The following is a 22,512-nucleotide window of genomic DNA, read 5'->3' on the forward strand; positions in this document are numbered from 1 at the left end:
TTTTCACTATCATTACATGGTGCAATTTTGCACGATAATTGAGAAATCAGATGTTATTTACAATATTAAAATTTTGTTTAAAGATTTTATTCCATGTCAAAATTAAGGGTAATTTTGACAATTTAAAACAAAACAGACTTCTTATTACACCTAACCATGTATCTTTTCTTGATGGTATTTTAATCGGTGTTTTTTTGCCAATAAGGCCTGTCTTTGCTATTTATGCGGGTTATATTAACCATTGGTTAGTCCGTTTAGCAAAGCGTTATGTTGATTTTGTGCCTATGGATCCACTGAGTCCAATGGCAATTAAGCGATTAGTTCGCGAAGTTGAAAAAGGCCGTCCAATAGTCATATTCCCTGAGGGAAGAATTACGGTAACTGGCTCATTAATGAAAATTTATGATGGTGCTGCTTTTGTTGCAGCCCGTTCTCAAGCAACAATTGTACCTGTCTGGATTGAAGGAGCTGAATTTACTTTAACCAGTCGTTTAAAAGGATTATTTAAACGTCGTTTATTTCCTAAAATAACCATTCATGTGCTTGAGCCGACATCTATAGCTATGCCTGATGCACCTAAAGCTAGTGAAAGGCGTTATATTGCAGGCGAAAAGCTTCATCAAATTATGATGAATGCACGTATGGCAAGTCGCCCCAAATTAACACTATTTGAAGCTTTGCTTGAAGCGCAAGTGCGCTATGGCGTCAAATCGCGAATGGTCCAAGATCCGACAACTCATGAAGCATCTTATCGTAATTTATTAAAACAAATCATTGGTGTTAGCTGTATTGTTGCTAAAATCACTCAGAAAAAAGAACGTGTTGGTGTCTTATTACCTAATGCAACCATTACCGTTGCGACAATTTTTGGTTTATCGGTTAAAAACCGAATTCCAGCTATGCTTAATTATACTGCTGGTACCAAAGGACTGACTTGTGCAATTGCAGCTGCGGAAATTAAAACTATCATAACTTCACGCAAATTTATTCAAAAAGGGAAACTTGATCATCTTCTGGAACAAATAAAAGATGTTAAATGGTGTTTTCTTGAAGATCTGCGTAACAGTTTAACTCTTACGGATAAACTTTATGTTGCAGTTCATCAGTATATCCCTCGTTTGGTTAAACGCTCTCAATCAAGTGATGACGAGGCTCTCGTATTGTTTACGTCGGGGTCAGAAGGTAATCCTAAAGGTGTTGCCCATAGCCATGGTAGCTTGCTTGCTAATGTTGAACAAATTCGAACCGTCATTGATCCAACACCAGCTGATCGCTTTATGTCTGCACTACCGTTATTCCATGCTTTTGGCATTACTGCTGGATTGTTTTTACCGCTGTTTTCTGGTAGCCGCACATTTTTATATCCAAATCCATTACATTATCGTATGGTGCCTGAAATAATTTATGATCAAAATTGCACTGTCTTATTTGGTACGCCGACTTTCTTAGCAAACTATGCTCGTTACGCACATCCATATGATTTTATGCGTTTACGCTATGTTGTTGCTGGGGCAGAAAAATTATCAGACACAGTACGCGAGCAATGGAAAGATAAATATGGTATCCGTATTTTAGAAGGCTATGGTGTTACTGAGTGTGCGCCCGTAGTGGCACTTAATGTCCCAATGGCGTTTAAAGCCGGTACAGTAGGTCGATTATTACCAGGTATGACATCAAGATTAATTCATGTTCCAGGTATTAGCGATGGCGGTCAATTGCAAGTTAAAGGCCCTAATGTGATGAAAGGCTATTTACGTGTTGAAAATCCAGGCAAACTTGAAGAACCAATTGCAATCGATGAACATGGGCAATCCGAAAAAGGTTGGTATGACACCGGCGATATCGTTGCTATTGATAACGAAGGCTTTATCACAATTAAAGGGCGCTTAAAACGATTTGCTAAAATTGCGGGAGAAATGGTTTCATTAGAAAGTGTTGAAGCCTTGGCAAAAAAAGTCGACATTGATGCCATGCACGGCGCAACAGTTAAAGCCGATGCAGCAAAAGGAGAAGCTATTGTTTTATTTACTACTTCAACCAAATTAAATCGAGAGCAACTTAACCAAGTGTCTCAAGAATTTGGTATTCCTACATTAGCTATTCCTCGTGATATTCGTGTAGTTAAAGAATTACCACTACTTGGTACAGGTAAAATCGACTTTATTACACTACGAAAAATGGCTGACGAATAAATAAAAGGATGCCACATGAATCAATATCCTCTTTTAAGCAAAAGCATGGTCGCAACCATGCTGGCACAGTTTTTTTCAGCATTTGCCGATAACGCCATCTTTTTTGCTATCCTTGCTTTCATCAAAAATCTACATTATCCAGCTTGGAGCCAATCTGTATTACAAATTAGTTTTGTGCTGCCATTCATCATTCTTTCCCCTTTTGTTGGTCAATTTGCTGACAGCATGTCAAAAGGCAAGGCTATGATGATTTCAAATAGTATAAAATTACTCGGTGCTGGTTGTATCTGTTTAAACATTAGTCCTTTTGCTGGATATTTTTTAGTTGGGGTAGGTGCAGCAGCATACTCTCCAGCTAAATATGGTATTCTAGGTGAGCTCACCACAGGCGATAATTTGGTTAAAGCAAATGGTTTAATTGAAGCATCAACCATTGCGGCAATTTTACTTGGTTCGCTAGCGGGTGGTCATATTGCCGATATTAATGTAAGTATATCTATATTGATTTGTGTATTAATGTATGGGCTAGCAATTATTGCTAACCTTTTTATTCCTAAATTACCTGCCGCACGACAAAATATTCCATGGCAATTTATAGGTATGGTAAAAGATTTTGCGAACACAATTAAAATCATCTTCGCCGATAAGCATGTCTTATTCACATTATTAGGTACTAGTTTATTTTGGGGAGCGGGTATTACTTTACGCTTTTTGTTAATTAGTTGGGTTCCTGCTATTTTAAACATACACGACAATGCAACACCAACAAATCTAAACGCGATTGTCGCTATCGGCATTGTTATTGGAGCAGGGCTGGCAAGTACATTTATTTCAATCAACAACACGTTACGTTGCATTCCAGCAGGGATAATGATGGGCATAGCAGTAATCGCCTTCACATTGCAGAGCAATATCATTTCATCTTATATTTTACTTATTATTATTGGGGCATTAGGTGGCTTCTTTTTAGTACCATTGAATGCTTTTATTCAAAAAATAGGTAAAGATTTAGTCGGTGCCGGCAGTGTCATTTCGGTACAAAACTTAAGCGAATATACGGCAATGATGCTAATGCTAGGACTTTATACATTAGCTGTTTACCTGAATTTATCAGTTATTACTATCGGTGTTGGCTTTGGTAGTTTATTTGCTATAGTGATATTTTTGTTATGGCTAGGATTAAGAAAAAATGCAACAAATTAATCTATCAACTATGTTAACCGAAAGTCGCAATCCCAACAGCGAAGAAATTGATAGCTATTCAACGCTAGAAATGTTACAAATCATCAATCGTGAAGATCAAAAAGTCGCATTGGCAGTGGAAAAAGAATTATCCAATATTGCAAAAGCTGTTGATGCAATTAGCTTGGCATTTTCAAATCAAGGTAGGCTAATCTATGTAGGGGCAGGGACTTCTGGGCGCCTAGGTATTTTGGATGCAAGTGAATGCCCACCTACTTATGGCACGCCAACTGAACAAGTTATTGGCTTAATTGCAGGGGGGCAGCCTGCTATTTTTAAGGCGGTTGAAAATGCCGAAGATAACCCTAAATTGGTAGTTAATGACCTGAAAAACATCAATTTTAGCTCAAACGACATTTTAGTTGGTATTGCTGCTAGTGGGCGCACACCTTATGTAATAGGCGGTATGCAATATGCTAAATCAATCCAAGCAACGGTTATAAGCTTATGCTGTAATCCCAAAGCTCCAATGATTAATTTAGCCGATATCGCCATTACACCGATTGTTGGTGCAGAAGTAATTACTGGCTCATCAAGAATGAAAGCTGGCACGGCACAAAAATTAGTTCTCAACATGTTAACCACAGCCAGCATGATCAAAATAGGCAAAGTCTATAGTAATTTGATGGTTGACGTAGAAGCTACCAACGCCAAACTGATTGAACGGCAAATATCCATTGTTATGCAAGCCACCGATTGCAGTCGAGAAAAAGCCATTGTCACATTAGCCGAGAGTAATAGGCATTGTAAAACCGCTATTTTGATGATCCTTTCAGGTCTAAATGCAAAGCAAGCTAGAAATAAACTAAAAAAAGAACACGGCTTTATTCGTCAAGCACTACTACATAAATCATAGTTTGATAAACAATAGAAAATTTAAGTTTTTTAACAAAATGTGATAGACACGTTATTTTAAGCTTATTTTAAGGTGTAAAATAACCAGGTATTTTTATTTTATATACTTTTATATTATGCAATTAATATAAAAATTAGGAGGAAGTTGTTATGGTTGGAATTATCCTAGCAACTCATGGTGAGTTTGCAGAAGGTATTCTACAATCAGGATCGATGATATTTGGAGAACAAGAAAATGTTAAAGCTGTTACCTTGCATCCAAGTGATAGTCCTGAAAATTTAAAAGAACGAATGCTTGAAGCAATAGCAACATTTGATAATCCAGAAGAAGTACTTTTTTTAGTAGATTTATGGGGGGGCACCCCATTTAATCAGGCTAATAATTTATGTGGAGAACATAGTAATTGGGCTATTGTTACTGGTTTAAACTTACCCATGTTAATTGAAGCCTATTCTTCTCGTTTTTCAATGGAAACTGCGAAAGAAATTGCAAGAGCAATTATTGAATCAGGTAAAGAAGGAATCCGAGCAACTGTCGAAATACCTACAGAATCCTTAGCTAATGCAAAAACTGCAAATAGCATCCCAGAAGGAACAGTGCTTGGTAATGGTAAAATGAAAATCGTGTTAGCTCGTGTCGATTCTCGCTTATTACATGGCCAAGTTGCAACAGCATGGACAAAATCAACCAACCCCAACCGAATTATTGTTGTTTCGGATTCAGTTGCAAAAGATGAATTAAGAAAAAAGCTCATCCAAGAAGCAGCACCTCCTGGCGTAAAGGCAAATGTGGTTCCAATCAAAAAAATTATTGAGGTATCTCGTGACCCACGTTTTGGTAATACTAAAGCGTTACTCCTATTTGAAAACCCACAAGATGTACTGCGAACTATAGATGGTGGTGTTGATATCGACGTCCTTAATATTGGTTCAATGGCGCATTCCGTTGGCAAAGTCATGGTTAATAAAGTATTGTCAATGAATGCCGATGATGTTGATACATTCGAAAAATTGAAAGCTAAAAACGTAAAATTTGATGTTCGCAAAGTACCTAACGATTCTAACAGCAATATGGACGAATTATTGAAAAAAGCGAAAGAAGAATTAGCGCAGCAAAAGAATTAGTTTATTTAAGGGGTATATTATGACATTATCAATTATTGCCATCATTTTAGTAATAATTATTGCCTTTTTAGCAGGGATAGAGGGTATTTTAGATCAGTTTCAATTCCACCAACCTTTAGTGGCTTGTACTTTGATTGGACTTGTCACCGGTAATTTAGAAGCCGGAGTTGTATTGGGTGGCTCGTTGCAAATGATTGCTTTAGGTTGGGCCAATATCGGCGCTGCAGTTGCACCTGATGCGGCACTTGCAGCTGTTGCATCGTCCATTATTTTAGTATTAGGCGGACAAGGTATAGCTGGTGTATCGACAGCTATAGCGGTTGCTATTCCCCTTGCTGTTGCTGGATTATTCTTAACTATGATTGTTAGAACCATTGCAGTTCCTTTAGTCCATATGATGGATATTGCAGCAGAAAAAGGTAATATTAGAGAAATTGAATGGCTACAAATTTTAGGCATCTGTTTACAAGGTCTACGTATTGCTATTCCTGCCACTGCTTTATTATTTATTCCAGCAGAAACAGTTAAGGGGATATTAAATTCAATGCCTGAATGGCTAACAACTGGTATGGCGATCGGTGGCGGTATGGTCGTTGCAGTCGGTTATGCCATGGTGATTAATATGATGGCAAACCGCGAAGTATGGCCATTTTTCATTATTGGTTTTGTCGTTGCAGCGATATCACAATTAACACTCATTGCACTTGGCGCTTTAGGCGTCGCATTAGCACTAATTTACCTCAGTCTTTCGGAACGTGGCAATTCATCCAATGGCGGTAACAAAGGTGATCCACTTGATGATATTTTAAATGATTACTAGAAACTTGGAGAAAAAAATGACTGATAGAATTCAATTAAGCAAAAAAGACCGTTTAGCCGTTGCTTGGCGCTCAACCTTTCTCCAAGGTTCTTGGAACTATGAACGTATGCAAAATGGTGGTTGGGTGTATTCAATGATTCCTGCGATTAAAAAATTGTATACGACTAAAGAAGACCGATCAGCAGCGCTCAAACGTCACTTAGAATTCTTTAATACTCACCCATATTTAGCTTCACCTGTACTTGGCGTTACACTAGCTTTAGAAGAAGAAAGAGCAAATGGCGCCGCAGTCGATGATGTTGCCATTCAAGGGGTAAAAGTCGGTATGATGGGGCCATTGGCTGGTGTGGGCGATCCTGTATTTTGGTTTACTGTGCGCCCAATGCTAGGTGCGCTTGGTGCTTCACTTGCACTTAGTGGCAATATTATGGGGCCTATTTTATTCTTTTTATTATGGAATATTATTCGTTGGGGATTTATGTGGTATACCCAAGAATTTGGTTATCGTACTGGTTCTAAAATTACCGATAATTTATCGGGCGGTTTACTACAAAAAATCACCAAAGGCGCTTCTATTTTAGGAATGTTTGTCCTTGCAGCGCTAGTACAACGGTGGGTATCAATAAAATTCCAACCTGTCGTATCTACCGTCAAACTAGACAATGGTGCGTTTATTGATTGGAATAAATTACCAATAAGTGCTGAAGGTATTCAAAAAGCACTTATTGATATGCAAAGTGGGCTATCACTCACTCGAGAAAAAGTCACTACTTTACAAAATAACTTAGACCAATTGATACCAGGGCTAATGCCACTACTATTAACATTTTTCTGTATGTGGTTATTACGTAAAAAAGTATCGCCAATTTTAATTATCCTTGGTCTATTTATAGTGGGCATTATCGGACATGCCATTGGTCTTTTATAATTTTTAGACGTTAAGTAAAATAGAATAAAAGCATAATTTAAAAATTATGCTTTTATTCTTGATAAATTTTGAAAAATTAATTGGCAATTTTATAACTTATCAAATAATAAAAAACAATTATATTAGCCTAATTCTTATACGGAAATCACATAAATGGTCCAATCATTAAACACAAAAATAGACCTAACCGTTAAAGCTACATTTTTTACCGCCTTTACCGAATATGGACAAATTATGATTGGCGATAAAGCATTTGAGTTTTATCATCAACATGATCCTCACAAATATATCCAAATACCATGGGATGAGATTGATTATGTGATAGCATCTGTATTATTTGCTGGTAGATGGATACCACGATATTCAATCCAAACCAAAAGAAATGGTACTTTTAACTTTGCATCTAAAGAACCTAAAAAAGTGTTAAAAGCGATTCGGGTTTACGTTGACGGACAAAAAATGGTCAGGTCACTAGGTTTCTTTAACGTTTTAAAACTCGCTTTTTTCCCAAAAAAGAACAAAAAATAGTATTGCCAAAATAATGAACACCAATAAATTAACCATAAATAAAATTTCCTGTTTTGTAATATCTATTGGTTTGCGCTTACAATTAAATAAATCATAGTCAGTATTATTTTCATCCATTCTTTTCTAATTTAGCCTAAAGCAAACAATATTACATCCCATTGCCAACAAACAGTCATTGCACTTTTTACTAGAAAGAGTATAATTCTGGGGCTTTGATTTTGTCCATGTTGGACAGAAAAAAGATTATTTTTTAATTTAAGAGGATGTTATGGTAACTATTCGTTTAGCTCGTGGTGGCTCTAAAAAGCGCCCTTTTTATCAAGTAGTTGTCACTGATAGCCGTAACCCACGTGATGGTCGTTTTATTGAGCGCGTTGGCTTTTTTAATCCAATTGCACAAGGTAAAGCAGAAGAATTACGTTTAGATCTTGATCGCGTAAATCATTGGGTTGGTTTAGGTGCAACTGTTTCTGATCGTGTTAATGCACTAATCAAACAAGCACAAAAAGCTGCTTAATTTAGTTATTAATAGTCACTGTAATGATGAATACTGAGAATCTCATCGTTGTTGGTAAACTTGGTTCAAGCTACGGCATTCGCGGGTGGCTCAGGATTTTTTCGTTTACAGAATTCCCAGATAGCATTTTTGATTACACGCCTTGGTATATCCAACGTGCTGGAAAATGGCAAGAAGTAATCGTAGAAAGTTTTAAACCGCATAATCATGATATGATTGTGAAACTCAAAGGTATTGATGATCGTGATCAAGCAATAGCATTAACCAATATTGAAGTATTTGTTGATGCAGAAAAATTACCAACACTTAGTAATGGTGATTTTTATTGGAAAGATCTGATTGGTTGCCGAGTCAAAACAATTAACGGTTATGATTTAGGTCAGGTAACTGATTTGATGGAAACCGGTTCTAATGATGTATTAGTGGTAAAAGCAAATCTAAAAGATGCATTTGGTGCAACAGAACGTTTAATCCCTTTTGTTGATGATCAATTTATAAAACAAGTTGATTTGACATCAAAAATGATTGTGGTCGATTGGGATCCTGCTTTTTAATTGGTAAGGTAACACTATGTGGATTGGCATAATTAGCCTTTTTCCCGAAATGTTTCAAGCTATTACCTGTTATGGCGTAACTGGTCGAGCCGTTAAAAACGGGCTGTTAACAGTAGAATATTGGAACCCGCGCGATTTTGCGCATGATAAGCATAAGACTGTCGATGATAGGCCTTACGGTGGTGGTCCTGGCATGTTAATGATGGTACAACCACTTAAAGATGCGATTCATGCAGCAAAAGCAGTTGCTGGTAACGGTACAAAAGTGATCTATCTTTCCCCACAAGGGCGCAAATTAAACCAACAAGGTGTTTGCGAGTTGTCACAAAAACAAAAATTAATTTTGATTTGTGGACGATACGAAGGTATAGATGAACGCGTTATCCAAACTGAAATTGATGAAGAATGGTCAATTGGTGATTACGTATTAAGTGGCGGTGAATTACCGGCGATGACTATGATTGATGCACTAGCAAGGTTTATTCCTGGCGTGCTAAATCACCAATCATCGGCAGAAGAAGACTCTTTTGCTAATGGTTTACTTGACTGTCCACACTATACTCGGCCTGAGGTGTTAGATGGAATGGCGGTGCCTGATGTATTAATGTCTGGTCACCATGAAGCGATTCGTCGCTGGCGATTAAAACAATCACTAGGGCGAACTTGGTTAAGAAGAGAAGATCTTCTTGCAAATCTAGCTCTGACTGATGAAGAGCAATGTTTACTCGCTGAATTTAAACGTGAATACAGTGATAAACAAGGCAATTAATATTTCAGTATAACTAGTAAGAGATAATATTATGAAAAATGCAATTATTCAGCAATTAGAACAAGAACAAATGAAGAAAGACATCCCGTCTTTTCGCCCTGGTGACACGGTTGAAGTAAAAGTATGGGTTGTTGAAGGTAATAAAAAACGTCTTCAAGCTTATGAAGGTGTTGTCATTGGAATTCGTAATCGTGGTTTACACTCTGCATTTACCGTACGTAAAATTTCCAATGGCGAAGGTGTAGAACGAGTATTCCAAACTCACTCACCAATTGTTGATTCAATTACTGTGAAACGTCGTGGTCAAGTACGTCAAGCTAAACTTTACTACTTACGCGAACTTCGTGGTAAAGCGGCTCGTATTAAAGAGCGCCTTAACTAATTTTTATTGATTATCAATAAAAATATCAGATTAAGATGGTCACCTTTGTGGTGACCGTTTTTATATATGGAAAACATAATTTCAATCCAACAATAATAGTTGGTAGAATTAAAGCAATTTTTTTGATGGTGTAAAAGGTGGTGCAATGGTTGAGTATATTTTTGCAATTTTGTCTACAACAGTAAAATTGTTTGCATTAATGACACCGCCTGCGGTTTTAAGTGCCTTTTTAAGTGGCACAAAACAATATGATGAACAACTTAGACGTAAAATAGCCCTAAAAACATCATGTGCGGTATTTATCATCGGTATCATTCTATTCTTTTTCGGCAATACCATGTTTAGTGTTTTTGGTTTTACCCTTGATGCATTTCGAATTGGTTCGGGAGCATTACTATTTATCACTGCGGTATCGCTAATGAACGATTCGCCAGAAAAAAACAAAATTAGTAGCGATGATGATATTAGTGTTGTCCCTCTCGCTATTCCTCTATGCATGGGGCCCGCATCCATCGGGACTATCATTGTTATGGGAACTAGCTCAATTGGTATTGTATCAAACCTAATTGGCGCGATTTCATTATTCGTCGCTTCAATAGGTATTTATATTATGCTGTTATGCGCTAAAAGTATTGCAAAAGTACTAAAAAATACAGGGATCGCGATATTATCAAAACTAACCGGCTTACTCATATCTGCTATTGCTGCACAAGTTGTGTTTACAGGTATAGCTGCTTTCTTAAAATAAACATTAGTTTCAATTTTTGATAGTACGATAATAACAATATTGAGATATAAAAATAGTATTTAGCTAAACCATTTTACGCTTTATTAATTCCTAATAGTGTGTAATCACTAACAATGATAAACCTTGAATTAGTGATTACATAACTAAGCAATATAAAATTAATTATGACTTATTGAAACAATTCTTTTTTTATAGAAAAAATAAGATATTAGAATAATCGCAATTAATATTATTTCAGAAAGTAAAATAAAATAACCTGACTCACCAAACCAAACGCCAACAATAATCACAACATTTACAATGATAGAAATACCAGCCAGCCAAGGAAATAGCGGTGATTTAAATTTTATCATTTCTTTTGGATATTTGCCGCTATTTACACCCTTACGAAATTGATACTGACACCAAGCAATGATTATCCATGCAAAACAACCCACTTGTCCTGTGCCTGCGACTAAATAAATATATAATTTTTCAGCGGCAATATATTTTGAAAATAATGAGACTAATGCAATAACCGCAATAAATAAAATACCTTTTGTTGGCACACCCCGTTGATTGACTTCGGAAAAGTATTTTGGAGCTAAGTTATCTTGCGCCATAGACCACAGCATTCTTGAACTGGCATAAATGGCTGAATTCGTTGCTGATATCGCGGCACAAAAGATCACAAAAAGCATCGCATATGAAGCAAATGTAATTCCTGCTTTATTAAATACCCACACAAATGGACTAATTTCAGAATGCACTGTTCCATACGGGTAAACGAGGGCTAATACAGCAATAGCTAGAATATAAAATAGAATAATGCGAAAAGCCACACCAGTAATAATTTTAGGTAACACCGACTGTGGGGATTGCGCTTCGCCAGCTGCATTACCAATTAATTCAACCCCTTGAAATGAGTAAGTCACGATAGTCATACACACAAATATGGCTAAAAAGCCATTAGGAAACCAGCCATTTTCTGTTTTGAATGTCGGTAAAACATGAGTTTCGGTATATTGATGATGAAGTAAATAAATTCCCACCCCAATAAAAGCAATAATCGCGAGTACTTTAATGGTTGAAAACCAATACTCACTTTCACCAAATGCACGAACAGAAGTTAAATGTACTGAAGTAATAACAATTAGAATTAACAAACTAAAAAGATAAATAGGAATTAAAGGGAAGGCTTGGTGAGCAATCATTGAGGCGGCAGTTAAATCTGCAGCCATAGACAATACCCAACTTAGCCAATACAGCCAACCTATGGTATAGCTCCAAATTGGATTTGGGATAAACATCAACGCATAGTGTTGAAATGAACCAGCATGAGGAAATGCACAAGAAAGTTCACCTAAACATAGCATGGTTGAAAGCATTATGCTTCCGGCCATTAAATAAGCAACAATGGTTCCTAATGGACCGACGGTGCTCAGTGGAGCTGCAATACCAATAAATAATCCGGTACCAATTGATCCACCTAATGAAATCATCAACAAATGACGATTTTTTAAGTTTTTCTTTAAATTACTGCTGGGATAAGGGCTTTCTTGTGATTCAGATGTTGTCATATAAACCGCCTAGTAATTAATAAAAACTGCTGGTTACCCAGCAGCTAACACAAATTAATAAATAAACCGTTTTTCTACACCATTAGTTTGACAAGCCATTAGCAAGGCAGTGTAATCGAGTTCAAATCCAATCATATCGCCAACACGAAGAGTTTGAGTAACATCTTCGATGTCGACTAACGTATGATCACTGGTTTGACCCAATACAGTAATATCATCATTGATAGGTATGCAACTTTCTGCTGGCACATCTTGACGCCCAAAAGCCAGCAAGGCTCGCTTACGTATACCATGATCAACAAAGGTTTTACTATTCAAAAAAGCATCTACACCTAACTCGCCAACAGGCACTGTCGGTTTACTATTGAGTTCAATGATTTGCGCATATAATTTATAGATATTACTACATGCTTTATCCACGGGTTTATTTGAATGATGAAATTCATCAAGATATTTCATATCTACATATTCAATACCAAACTCGTGTAAACCACCAATTCTCAAATGATTCAATCCCTCTGGCCAAATACCTTTGTCCAATAAGTGGTAACTAGTACAATTACCAGCCGATAAATACTTTATCTTAATATTACAAGATTGCTCTACTTTACGCGCTATATTTAAAAAGTCTACCCCATTTTTAACTGTTGGTAGCACCGTACCATAGCAGTTAAAGTTAGTGCCAAGCCCATAGAGCTCAACACCAGGTAAAGAAAGAATTAGTTTTACCATATCAATAATTTCATCAATATGTTCAAACCAAATCCCTTCGCGTAAATCCCCCATATCGACCATTAATAAAACTTGATGAACTTTTTGTTGTTTAACCGCTTCATCAGAAAGTGCTTGAATTACTGCTTTTTCGCTGTTTAAGCTAATATCAGCATATTTAACAACATCACTAATTTCGCTTAAACAAGGGCTACGTAATAAGCAGGTTTTGCAATCTAATGCATCTTTTAATTTCTTAAGATTATATGTTCTTGACTCAGCAATCACATCAATACCGCCGTCAAGAACGGCTTTGGCCGTTTCAACGCAGCCATCAAAGACTTTATTAACCGCCATAACTTCAATGCCGTGTTTAGCTAACAGATCTTTTTCAACACGAGCATTGCTTGTTAATTTGCGTAAATCAATTTCTAATATAGGTTTGTACATACTTTTACTCCTCTATATACTATTATTACTGCAAACGATTACGTTTTTGTGCTCGATAATAGATCCATTCAGCTAAACCAATGGCAAGCACAGCACCACCAACGATTTTAGCAATATACTCAACATATCCCCCCATATCGATTTGCGCAGGTGGAATAAATACTAATATTACAGCAAATAGAGTAGATAAGAACCCAAGTGCTGGTAATACAACTGGCATCACTTTACCTGGAATTTTAAAGCTACGAGGTACATCCGGTTGAGTAATACGTAAACGATAATAAGCAATAAACATTACCAAGTACGGAATAAAATAACAGATTGTCGTTAATGCAGTTAACATCCAATATGCTGCAGCAATACTTGGTGACACAAAGGTTGAAAAACAAAGTACAGTAACGATAATCGCTTGAATTATTAACGCAAAGGCTGGCGTTTTATACACTGGGTGTAAACGACCAATACGTTCGCCAAGTAAATTATCCTCTTTTGATGCTTCTTGTAGCATATAGATAGGACCAACTAACCACGAGTTGATTTGGCCTAATGCACCAAAAAATAAACAAATTGCCATTACTGGTAATAACCAAGGCATATGTAATTCGTTAGCTGCTGCCTCCATTGCCTGCATGACACCCGCTACAATATCAGTATCGGCTGCTGGTAATAAAGTATTAATAGCCCATGTTCCTACCATATAAATGCCCACAATCACAACCGCTGAAACCAACATCGCTTTAGGGAAATCACGTTGTGGATCTCGTGTACGCCCTGCAATCATTGGTGCTACTTCAAGGCCTGCGAATGCAAACATCATACTAGATAAAAATACGATAGTATCCCAACTGCTTAAATCAGGAAGCCAATCACTAGCATGACTATAACTCGTTGCCATAGGATGTCCCATCAACAACCATACAATAGCTAAGACAACAATAATAGCAGCAGGAATAAATACACCAAGCCATGCACTAACACTATTAATAATTTTAGTCCATTGCATCCCTTTGATATTCATCAGTGTCAAAATCCAGAATACAACCATAGATCCTACACCAATAAATACTTGATTCTGAGCTAACTCGGCACTAAACATGTACCCAATTGCAGTAAAACCGAATTGCAACATTAACGGGAAGAATAGCACACACGAGAATAGGAAACACACCACAACAATCCAACCAATGCGTTTACCAAAGGCTTCTTTAACCCAAACAAAAATCCCACCATCTTTTGGCCAGCCAGTTGAAAGCTCACCACAAACCATCGCTAATGGGAAAAATAGACAAAATGCTGCAAGTAGCCAAAGCACCATTGCTGACGCCCCATATGGAGCAACATTAGGAATTTGGCGTAAACTTAGTATCGCAATGACATTCATAAACACAATGTCTTTGATACCAAGTAAACTTGAATCTTTAGAATCACTCATAATAACCTCGTATTATAATATCTGGAGCATAAAATGCCCCAGATAATTGATGATTAGTATATATCGTATCCAACCATATCTTCGTAAGTATCTTCACGACGAATTAATCTATCTTTGCCGTCTTTATCGATCATGACAACCGATGTGCGAGGACGATTGTTATAGACTGTTTGGCTTTCAATGGTGTAAGCACCGGCATCCAAGAAAGCAACAATATCACCAACTTGAGTGTCTTTTGGCATTAAGAACTCTTCACCTTTCACACCAACATGGTAATAGTCACCACCATCACATAAAGGTCCTGCTAGCTTAATGTATTCGTCATGTGCTTCATTGATTTTTGAAGCATTATAAACATAGAAAAACCAATCAAAGTGCTGACTATCAGACAAAACACTATAGCCTGCATCAACAAATTTCCATTCAACATGCTCTTCAATGTTGCCGTCTAAATCGTAATTGGTTTTACGTTTTTCACAGGCAACTTCAGTTACAAGCACTCCCGCTGAACCAGTTACTTTACGACCAGGTTCAATACAAATTTCAACATCGGTGCGCCATTTGTGCACTTCGCTAATCACTGCATCAGCAAAGTCTTGTGCGGTTATACCTGCATACATATTATCTTGCAATGGATTACCATTTTCTTCGTCATATTTATATGGAACAGGAATACCACCACCAACATTGATTAAATCAAATTTAATGCCAAGTACTTCTTCTAAACGGCGTGATTCATCAACTAATACTTTAGTTGCTTTTGCAAAAGGCTCTGCTTCAGGCACTTGATCCCCAACATGCATATGTAAACCACGTAAATGTACATAAGGCATATCCAGAATTCGACGGCAAGTCTCTTCTGCTTGTTCTAAATCGATACCTGATTTAGCATGGTAAGCCGTTACCAATTCTGCGTGAGTTGCAGATGGGACATTCGGTTCAACGCGCACACAAACGTTTGCTACTTTTTTCAAACGTGTTGATATTTCATCAATAATATCAAGTTCATATAAACTGTCGACATTGATGATATACAGATCATTTTGGATGGCAAACTCTAAATCCACCGGTTTTTTTACCACGCCGTTAAACACAATTTGACTACCGCTAAAGCCGATTTCTAAGCATTTGCGTACTTCAAACATAGAATTCGCCTCAGCATAGATACCCGCATCTTTAATCGCTTTTAGCACCCCCATAACAGAACAAGTTTTTGATGCATAGAAAATCTTTGTATTCGGATGAGCCTTAAATGCATCTTTAATCTCTTGCACATTACGATCAATTTCCTTTTCAGAAAACACATAAAAAGGGGTTGGATATTTTTTTGCTAACTCTTCTAAATTAACGCCATCTAAACATAATTTACCGTTTTCGGCACTGAAACGGCGATCTTTAGTTACAAGATCTGTGCGTAATTTGTTATAATTTGACATAATTGCGTCGGACATATGACCTCCAGTTAATTAGTACATAAAAAGTACAAAAAATAAAAAATGGCTTCTCACATATAGTGCAATCAGCATGCCAACTTTAAAATTACAAATAATCAATTTGTTAACAAAAAAACAGAAATAAAGATTTAGTCATTTAGTATAAAATATGTTTTTATGACAAAAATTTGTCATTTTCATATGATGGTTGAAAGGGATTTAAATTAAATTTGGCTAAATTTAGCAAATAATCCAAATATTAAAAGGTACTAATATCATGACCATTGATCCTGAATTATTACAAGCATTGGAAATATTTAAACATTTTTTTGATTTAATCCATCAACCGATCGCTATTATCGATAAAAAAGGCAATTATATTTATTATAATCAGGAAAGCGCAGAACTGGATGGCTACCCTAAGGAACAAGCGATTGGCAAACCAATGCTTGAGGTTTATCCTAATTTAAAAAAGGAAGACAGTACGATGTTGCAAGCCTTGCTGTTCGGTAAAGAATATCAAGACAACTACCAATCTTATTATAATCATGTTGGCAAGGTGGTTGATTACTTGCATACCACCGTTCCACTTTATAATGAGAAAAAAGAGATCATCGGTGCAATTGAAATAGGTCGAAACCTATCAACAGTTCGACACCTACAAGATCAAGTTCTGAAACTAAACAGTAAGTTATACCACAATAAAGAGCAACCATTACCCGATATTGTTTTTGTTTCAGAAAAAATGCAAAAAGTTATCGACCAAACCAATATGTTAGGGCGCAATGATGTTCCTGTGTTAATTGTGGGTGAAACCGGAACAGGCAAAGAGCTATTTGCTCGTTTAATACACAAAACAAGCCAGCGCCGTGATAAAGCTTTCATCTCGCTTAATTGTGGTGCATTACCAACTACACTGATTGAAAGTACTTTATTTGGTACAGTAAAAGGTGCATTTACAGGTGCTGAAAACCGTCAAGGTTACTTAGAACTCGCTAACGGCGGTACATTGTTTCTTGACGAATTAAACGCGATGCCGCTTGAAATGCAAAGCAAATTATTACGATTTCTTCAAGAGAAAACCTATTGGCAATTAGGTGGTAATAAAGAAATGCGTTCTGATGTTCGTATTGTTGCAGCCATGAATGAATCACCAACAGAACTATTAAAAACAGGAAAAATAAGAAGCGATCTATTTTATCGATTAAATGTCGGTTTAATAAAACTTCCTGCTTTACGTGACAGAACAGAAGACATTCCCGTTTTAGCACGCTATTTTATTGATAAACATAAAAACGATGTCAATGTCGTAATTAGTGGTATCAGTGAACAGGCTCTGCAACAATTAATGACTGCCCCTTGGCCTGGTAATGTGCGTATGCTTGAAAATGCAATTGTCAGAAGCATGGTATTACAAAACAAATCAGGTGAATTACAGCATATTACCCTTGATGAAGAGCTCTTTGAGCTTAACAGTGCATTTTTCCAAGACGATAAGACACATAAACCTGACAAAACACCTATCAATAAATCTACTCATGAAAACAGCTTAACTGAACAAGTTGAGAACTATGAACGGCAACTTATCATTAATGCATTAAATCAAGCCAATGGCAAAATTATCACGGCCGCAAAACAATTAAATATTTCGCGCACAACGCTACAATATAAGGTCAAAAAATACAATATTCACATGGGGGTCATTGATGATTAATGTAATCATCAATTAAACCCTTGAGCACACGCAAATGCACTGCTCCATGCCCATTGGAAATTATAACCTCCTAACCAGCCTGATACATCAACAACCTCACCAATAAAATAAAGGTTCGGGTGTGTTTTAACGGCCATAGTTTTAGATGACAACGCATCAGTACTCACACCACCTAGTGTCACCTCGGCAGTACGATAACCTTCTGTACCATTTGGAGTAATGCTCCAGTGTGTTAATGTATTATACAAGTCTTGCTGTTGTTTAAGATCTAGCTGCTTGACTGTTACGTCATTTATCAACTTCAGTTTTATTAATTCTTCAATAAGCCTTTTAGGTAAAATTTTTGCTAAGCAATTTTTTATAGTTTGATTACGATTTTGTGCTAATAATGGTTTAAACGATGAATCAAATGTTAAATCGGGTAATAAATTGATAGTAATTGACTCACCTGCTTGCCAATAACTTGATATCTGCAAAATAGCAGGTCCTGAAAGCCCTCGATGAGTAAATAATAGATTTCCTTTAAAACTAATTCTTTTATTAGAAACTTCAACAGGAATTGCAATGCCTGACAAGGTTGATAACCCATCCAGTAAAGGTTTATGCAATGTAAATGGAACTAGCCCTGCTCTTACAGGCACCACTGGAATATCAAATTTTTCGGCAATTTTATAACCAATTGAAGTCATACCAAGAGCTGGCATAGATAAACCACCAGTTGCAATAATAAGATTTTCACAATCAATCATGCCACGAGAAGTATGCAACTTAAATCCTTGTCCATCACTATCAATATCTTCAACTTGGGTTTGCATCATAAACTTAACATGCCCTTTTTGACACTCTTTTAATAACATATCCACAATATCTTGCGCTGAATTATCGCAAAATAATTGTCCATGTTCTTTTTCGTGATAGGCAATATGATATTCATTCACTAATTGAATAAAATCCCACTGAGTAAATCGTTTTAAAGCCGATTTGCAAAAATGCGGATTGTCAGAAATATAATTACTCGACTCAACTGTTAAGTTAGTAAAGTTACATTTTCCCCCGCCAGACATTAAGATTTTACGTCCCAGCTTTTTACCATTATCAAACACAGTAACATCATACCCTTTTTGACCGAGTAAGCCCGCACAAAAAAGCCCAGCAGCGCCAGCACCTACAATTGTAATTTTAGTTTGCATTATTAATAGATTAAAAATAAAAGATAACAGATTATAACAGTATAACAATTGTCACTCATAGTTGTTGGAATAAACCTTAGTTCTTATACTAAAACACATATTTTCCTGAAACTTTTTAACAAAAAAGAAAAGAATTTATATCAAAAATAGTGCCCAAAATTGTCACAATCTGTTTTTAACTTACCAAACTCACAAAAATCATTGTGATATTTACCACTATTAGCTTTATTAAAAAGTCAATGTTAATTATTAACAGATTGACTTATAAGTAATATTTATTTAGTCAGCATTTCTTTTTATGTTACTTTTTGCTCAATTATAATATATTGTTATGTGATTTTTGCGTGGGGCTAGGTCACTCAATGTTTATTATTATAGATTTCAAGCGATGATACTGAACGTTTTTCTAAACTTACCTGCTATTGATTTTATTACGGTGAAGCATCATGGACAAATACATAAAGGTAAACTTTATTACTTATGTGAATTTAATGGTAAAGGGGGGATATCAAGGATAATTCTTAACTCGTTGACTTTAACAATATGTTTTAATATATTGATAAATCAGCGATAATTACCGCCGATTTATCATTCTAAATGGCTTTATACTATTTTATTATCAACTTTTTTTATCTGTGCTTTATTAAAAAATAGATAAGCAAGTATAGCGACTATAAAATTACCTAAAGCTGCTAATATCGTTACAACATTAAGACCAAAATAGTTAAATAGTATGAATCCTGTTAAAGCAGCACCGATTGCTGCACCAAAAGTATTGATAGCATAAAGATGTCCAGTTGTTTGACCAATATTTTTCCAAAATTGTGCAATATAAGTGATTAAAATTGGAAGCGTTGCCCCCATCAAAAGTGTAGGAACAAGCACCAATAAAAAATTAACAACTGCAACAACGGCCAAATTATAAACAATAAAAATATCGCCGATAAACAAAATAAGCGGGTAACTAATTAGCCCAAATAAACCAATTCCAAATTCACTAAAACAAAAAAACTGTAGCGCTTTATTCGGGTATTTATCGACAATCCTTCCGCCACCGAGGGCTCCTAAACCAAGTCCTAACATAAATGCTGATACAATAATTGCAACAGAATCAACATCGGAACCAAAAGCCGAATAAAGTGCCCGTTGCCAAGCAACTTGATAAGTTAAACCACTCATTCCAGAAATAAAAAATAGAGTACTTAATAGTAGTAATTTTTTTTTGCTTAACATAAAAGGTTCCTTATTTATTTCCCAAAAGTCCGTATTTATATTCTGTTATCATGTTGCTATCGGTAATGATTTCCGTATCTCTCCCTAAATGATAAAATTTTTCAACTTCGTCTAAGCTTAATAGTTTTGTCGCTAATGTTTTTTTATAAGCGCCATTTTCAATTTGTTTGGATTCTTTATTAAACAAAGGTTTACCATCTAAAACTAACTTATCAAGACGCTCTTTAGCAACAACTTCATCAAGTTTAATCATTGAATCGGAGGCATAAATAAAGCCAAGTGTTCCCCAATAGGCATATTTAAATACCGATTGTGCTGTTTTTAATGTATCAGGAGATCGAGTACTATTAAAAGCCAGAATACCATTAGGATTTAATGAATTTTTTACTAATTTCATCATCTCTTGTGATAATAAATTGGTTGCGCCTGAACGCCAATGGTAAGTGGTATTCATAATGATTAAATCATATTTTTTGTCACTATTTCGTTTAAGCCAACGCCGTCCGTCATCAATATAAATATTAATTTTAGGATCGTTTAATATTGGCGAAACAATAGGGTATTGTTTAATAATATCCAGATACCCTTTATTGATTTCAATGGCATCAATGGTTTCTAATGTTGGAAAACTTGATAAGGCACGAGTCCATGCACCACCGCTCACACCAATAACTAGCGCTTTTTTAGGATTTGGATGGGTTGCCGATAATAAGTAAAGCCGATTTAGATCATTTATATCGATATCAGGATCGATATTTAATATCCCATCATACATCTTATTACCTAATACAATATTTTTTCTACCATCCCTATCGTCATTGACGATATGGATTACACCGTAACGATTTTCAATATAAGAATTGATAGATATTCCTTGTTCAAACGCATTTCTAAACATATAATCCGAGTGTTTATTCACTAAATAAAAGCAACAGCTACCAAGCATAACAACAGCGATGACAGAAATCATCGATTTTTTCACTATCATCAACGCGCCTAATAAAATACAAGCGATACCAATTAGAATAAACATAGATGAAATAGAGATATAATCAAGAAGAATGCCTCCAATTAATAAACTACCAAGCGTTGAGCCAACAATATTAAAGAAATAGACTTTAGATACAGATGCACCTACTTTCCCATTGGAAATATTCGTACCTAAATGATGTACGATCGGAAATAATATTGCCTTTAAAGCAGCAACGACGAATATTAAAATACAACATATACCTAACAATTCTCCTATAGCACTTTTTTGAGGTATGTATTGGATAATCAATGGGATCGATATATCAATAAAACCAGCAAAAATTAAAACCGTCCCACCAGCGAAGAATAGGTTAGAATAACGAGCACAAATAGCCTTACCTCTATTTGCTCCAAAGGCAATGCCTAATAGAAAGAAAAACAATACCAGAGCAAAAGCAAAAGGAGCCCCACCCAAAATAAAGCTCACTATTCTAAACCATAGCATCTCTTGCCCTAAGCTCATAAGCCCAACTAAAAGCGAAATGGACCAAGCAAAATATTTCATAATAACTTTCCCTAAAATTTCTTTATTGTTTTGAGATATTATTTAGTTAATTGAGTCGTTAATTACTGCTTTTTTTTAATTCAACTCTCCTAATTAGAAGAATTTGCTGCTTAATTAAACACCTAATTAACGACTTTTGCAAGCGTGTTTTTTGAACATTGCATTGCTAAGAGTAGAACTTATGTAAGGTTGATATAAAGAAAAAAATGAGTGATATCAATAATCAGCGCATTAAGTACAAATTGAGAGTGTTGATTAATTTTTTTAAATAATCAGTTTTAAACAAATTTAATTTTGAAAGATTCAATCAGTTATTTAGCAAGCCTAATTCATACTTTTTGTAAAATACAGCATAAGATTATCACTTAAAAGTACACCGTTTATTAAACTTATTTACAAAAATTGACAATAAATTACCATCATTAACATCCTTCCTTTTTTCACTACATAATCACTATATTGAGTTCATCTAGAACTGCCTCTTATTAGTTTTATTAATAAGTTTAGTCTTAGTTATCAAAAAATTAAGTTATAAGTAATATTTATTTGACCAAAAACTGATTTTTAATTAACTTCACACCTAATATGGGATT

19 protein-coding genes and 2 pseudogenes are annotated in these 22,512 nt (G+C 35.7%); 14 read left to right on the forward strand and 7 right to left on the reverse strand.

Annotated features, from left to right (window positions below):
• Positions 1 to 50 precede the first annotated feature (50 nt).
• From aas to GYY69_RS11840, 13 genes and pseudogenes are all read left to right on the forward strand, one after another.
• Entirely contained in the window at positions 51 to 2,192 is a 2,142-nt protein-coding gene (gene aas, locus GYY69_RS11785) for a bifunctional acyl-ACP--phospholipid O-acyltransferase/long-chain-fatty-acid--ACP ligase (RefSeq protein ID WP_174797855.1), read from the forward strand.
• A 15-nt stretch (positions 2,193 to 2,207) separates the two neighbouring features.
• Complete coding sequence (gene lplT / locus GYY69_RS11790; protein WP_174797856.1) at positions 2,208 to 3,395, forward strand: lysophospholipid transporter LplT; 1,188 nt, start codon at positions 2,208 to 2,210, stop codon at positions 3,393 to 3,395.
• Positions 3,382 to 4,290, forward strand: coding sequence for an N-acetylmuramic acid 6-phosphate etherase (gene murQ / locus GYY69_RS11795; RefSeq protein ID WP_174797857.1), 909 nt, complete (start codon positions 3,382 to 3,384; stop codon positions 4,288 to 4,290). The genes lplT and murQ overlap by 14 nt, the downstream gene beginning before the upstream one ends.
• A gap of 149 nt (positions 4,291 to 4,439) precedes the next feature.
• Positions 4,440 to 4,806, forward strand: a pseudogene (locus GYY69_RS13230) (PTS sugar transporter subunit IIA); the annotation flags it as partial.
• 65 nt (positions 4,807 to 4,871) lie between these two features.
• Positions 4,872 to 5,414: pseudogene (locus GYY69_RS13235) on the forward strand (PTS system mannose/fructose/N-acetylgalactosamine-transporter subunit IIB); the annotation flags it as partial.
• Between the two features lie 19 nt (positions 5,415 to 5,433).
• Complete coding sequence (locus tag GYY69_RS11805) at positions 5,434 to 6,234, forward strand: PTS mannose/fructose/sorbose transporter subunit IIC (RefSeq protein WP_174797859.1); 801 nt, start codon at positions 5,434 to 5,436, stop codon at positions 6,232 to 6,234.
• Positions 6,235 to 6,250: 16 nt separating this feature from the next.
• Positions 6,251 to 7,162, forward strand: a complete 912-nt coding sequence (locus tag GYY69_RS11810) for a PTS system mannose/fructose/sorbose family transporter subunit IID (RefSeq protein ID WP_174797860.1) — start codon at positions 6,251 to 6,253, stop codon at positions 7,160 to 7,162.
• A 153-nt stretch (positions 7,163 to 7,315) separates the two neighbouring features.
• A complete protein-coding gene (locus tag GYY69_RS11815) occupies positions 7,316 to 7,690 on the forward strand; it encodes a DUF956 family protein (RefSeq protein ID WP_174797861.1) in 375 nt (124 codons plus the stop codon).
• A gap of 268 nt (positions 7,691 to 7,958) precedes the next feature.
• Positions 7,959 to 8,207 (forward strand): 30S ribosomal protein S16, encoded by a 249-nt coding sequence (gene rpsP, locus GYY69_RS11820; RefSeq protein WP_034900786.1) that lies wholly within the window; start codon positions 7,959 to 7,961, stop codon positions 8,205 to 8,207.
• A gap of 23 nt (positions 8,208 to 8,230) precedes the next feature.
• The gene (rimM, locus tag GYY69_RS11825) at positions 8,231 to 8,761 is read left to right on the forward strand and encodes a ribosome maturation factor RimM (RefSeq protein ID WP_174797862.1); all 531 of its coding nucleotides are present in this window, start codon (positions 8,231 to 8,233) and stop codon (positions 8,759 to 8,761) included.
• A 16-nt stretch (positions 8,762 to 8,777) separates the two neighbouring features.
• Positions 8,778 to 9,530, forward strand: coding sequence for a tRNA (guanosine(37)-N1)-methyltransferase TrmD (trmD, locus tag GYY69_RS11830; RefSeq protein ID WP_174797863.1), 753 nt, complete (start codon positions 8,778 to 8,780; stop codon positions 9,528 to 9,530).
• 31 nt (positions 9,531 to 9,561) lie between these two features.
• Positions 9,562 to 9,912: a 50S ribosomal protein L19 gene (rplS, locus tag GYY69_RS11835; RefSeq protein ID WP_034913735.1), complete on the forward strand. Its 351-nt coding sequence runs from the start codon at positions 9,562 to 9,564 to the stop codon at positions 9,910 to 9,912.
• A 145-nt stretch (positions 9,913 to 10,057) separates the two neighbouring features.
• A complete protein-coding gene (locus GYY69_RS11840; RefSeq protein ID WP_065637635.1) occupies positions 10,058 to 10,660 on the forward strand; it encodes a MarC family protein in 603 nt (200 codons plus the stop codon).
• Between the two features lie 158 nt (positions 10,661 to 10,818).
• Here the strand turns inward: GYY69_RS11840 and GYY69_RS11845 are convergent, their stop codons facing one another.
• Genes GYY69_RS11845 through lysA form a run of 4 tightly spaced genes read right to left on the reverse strand, consistent with a single transcriptional unit; the run spans position 10,819 to position 16,263 of the window.
• A complete protein-coding gene (locus GYY69_RS11845; protein ID WP_202985010.1) occupies positions 10,819 to 12,219 on the reverse strand; it encodes an amino acid permease in 1,401 nt (466 codons plus the stop codon).
• Between the two features lie 54 nt (positions 12,220 to 12,273).
• On the reverse strand, positions 12,274 to 13,380 hold the full coding sequence (locus GYY69_RS11850; protein ID WP_174797864.1) for an alanine/ornithine racemase family PLP-dependent enzyme: 1,107 nt from the start codon (positions 13,378 to 13,380) through the stop codon (positions 12,274 to 12,276).
• Positions 13,381 to 13,405: 25 nt separating this feature from the next.
• Positions 13,406 to 14,812, reverse strand: coding sequence for an APC family permease (locus GYY69_RS11855; RefSeq protein WP_174797865.1), 1,407 nt, complete (start codon positions 14,810 to 14,812; stop codon positions 13,406 to 13,408).
• Between the two features lie 53 nt (positions 14,813 to 14,865).
• Positions 14,866 to 16,263: a diaminopimelate decarboxylase gene (lysA, locus tag GYY69_RS11860; protein WP_174797866.1), complete on the reverse strand. Its 1,398-nt coding sequence runs from the start codon at positions 16,261 to 16,263 to the stop codon at positions 14,866 to 14,868.
• A gap of 256 nt (positions 16,264 to 16,519) precedes the next feature.
• On the opposite strand from lysA, the gene GYY69_RS11865 reads away from it, so the two are divergent.
• A complete protein-coding gene (locus GYY69_RS11865) occupies positions 16,520 to 17,959 on the forward strand; it encodes a sigma 54-interacting transcriptional regulator (protein ID WP_174797886.1) in 1,440 nt (479 codons plus the stop codon).
• A gap of 8 nt (positions 17,960 to 17,967) precedes the next feature.
• On the opposite strand, the gene GYY69_RS11870 is transcribed toward GYY69_RS11865, so the two are convergent.
• From GYY69_RS11870 to GYY69_RS11880, 3 genes are all read right to left on the reverse strand, one after another.
• Positions 17,968 to 19,149, reverse strand: coding sequence for an NAD(P)/FAD-dependent oxidoreductase (locus tag GYY69_RS11870; protein ID WP_174797867.1), 1,182 nt, complete (start codon positions 19,147 to 19,149; stop codon positions 17,968 to 17,970).
• Between the two features lie 603 nt (positions 19,150 to 19,752).
• Complete coding sequence (locus GYY69_RS11875) at positions 19,753 to 20,382, reverse strand: fused MFS/spermidine synthase (RefSeq protein WP_174797868.1); 630 nt, start codon at positions 20,380 to 20,382, stop codon at positions 19,753 to 19,755.
• Between the two features lie 10 nt (positions 20,383 to 20,392).
• Positions 20,393 to 21,919 carry a fused MFS/spermidine synthase gene (locus tag GYY69_RS11880; RefSeq protein ID WP_174797869.1) on the reverse strand — a complete coding sequence of 509 codons (1,527 nt, stop codon included), beginning with the start codon at positions 21,917 to 21,919 and terminating at the stop codon, positions 20,393 to 20,395.
• Positions 21,920 to 22,512: the final 593 nt, after the last annotated feature.

The sequence above is a fragment of the Gilliamella sp. ESL0250 genome, assembly GCF_013345045.1.
GTDB lineage: Bacteria > Pseudomonadota > Gammaproteobacteria > Enterobacterales > Orbaceae > Gilliamella > Gilliamella apicola_H.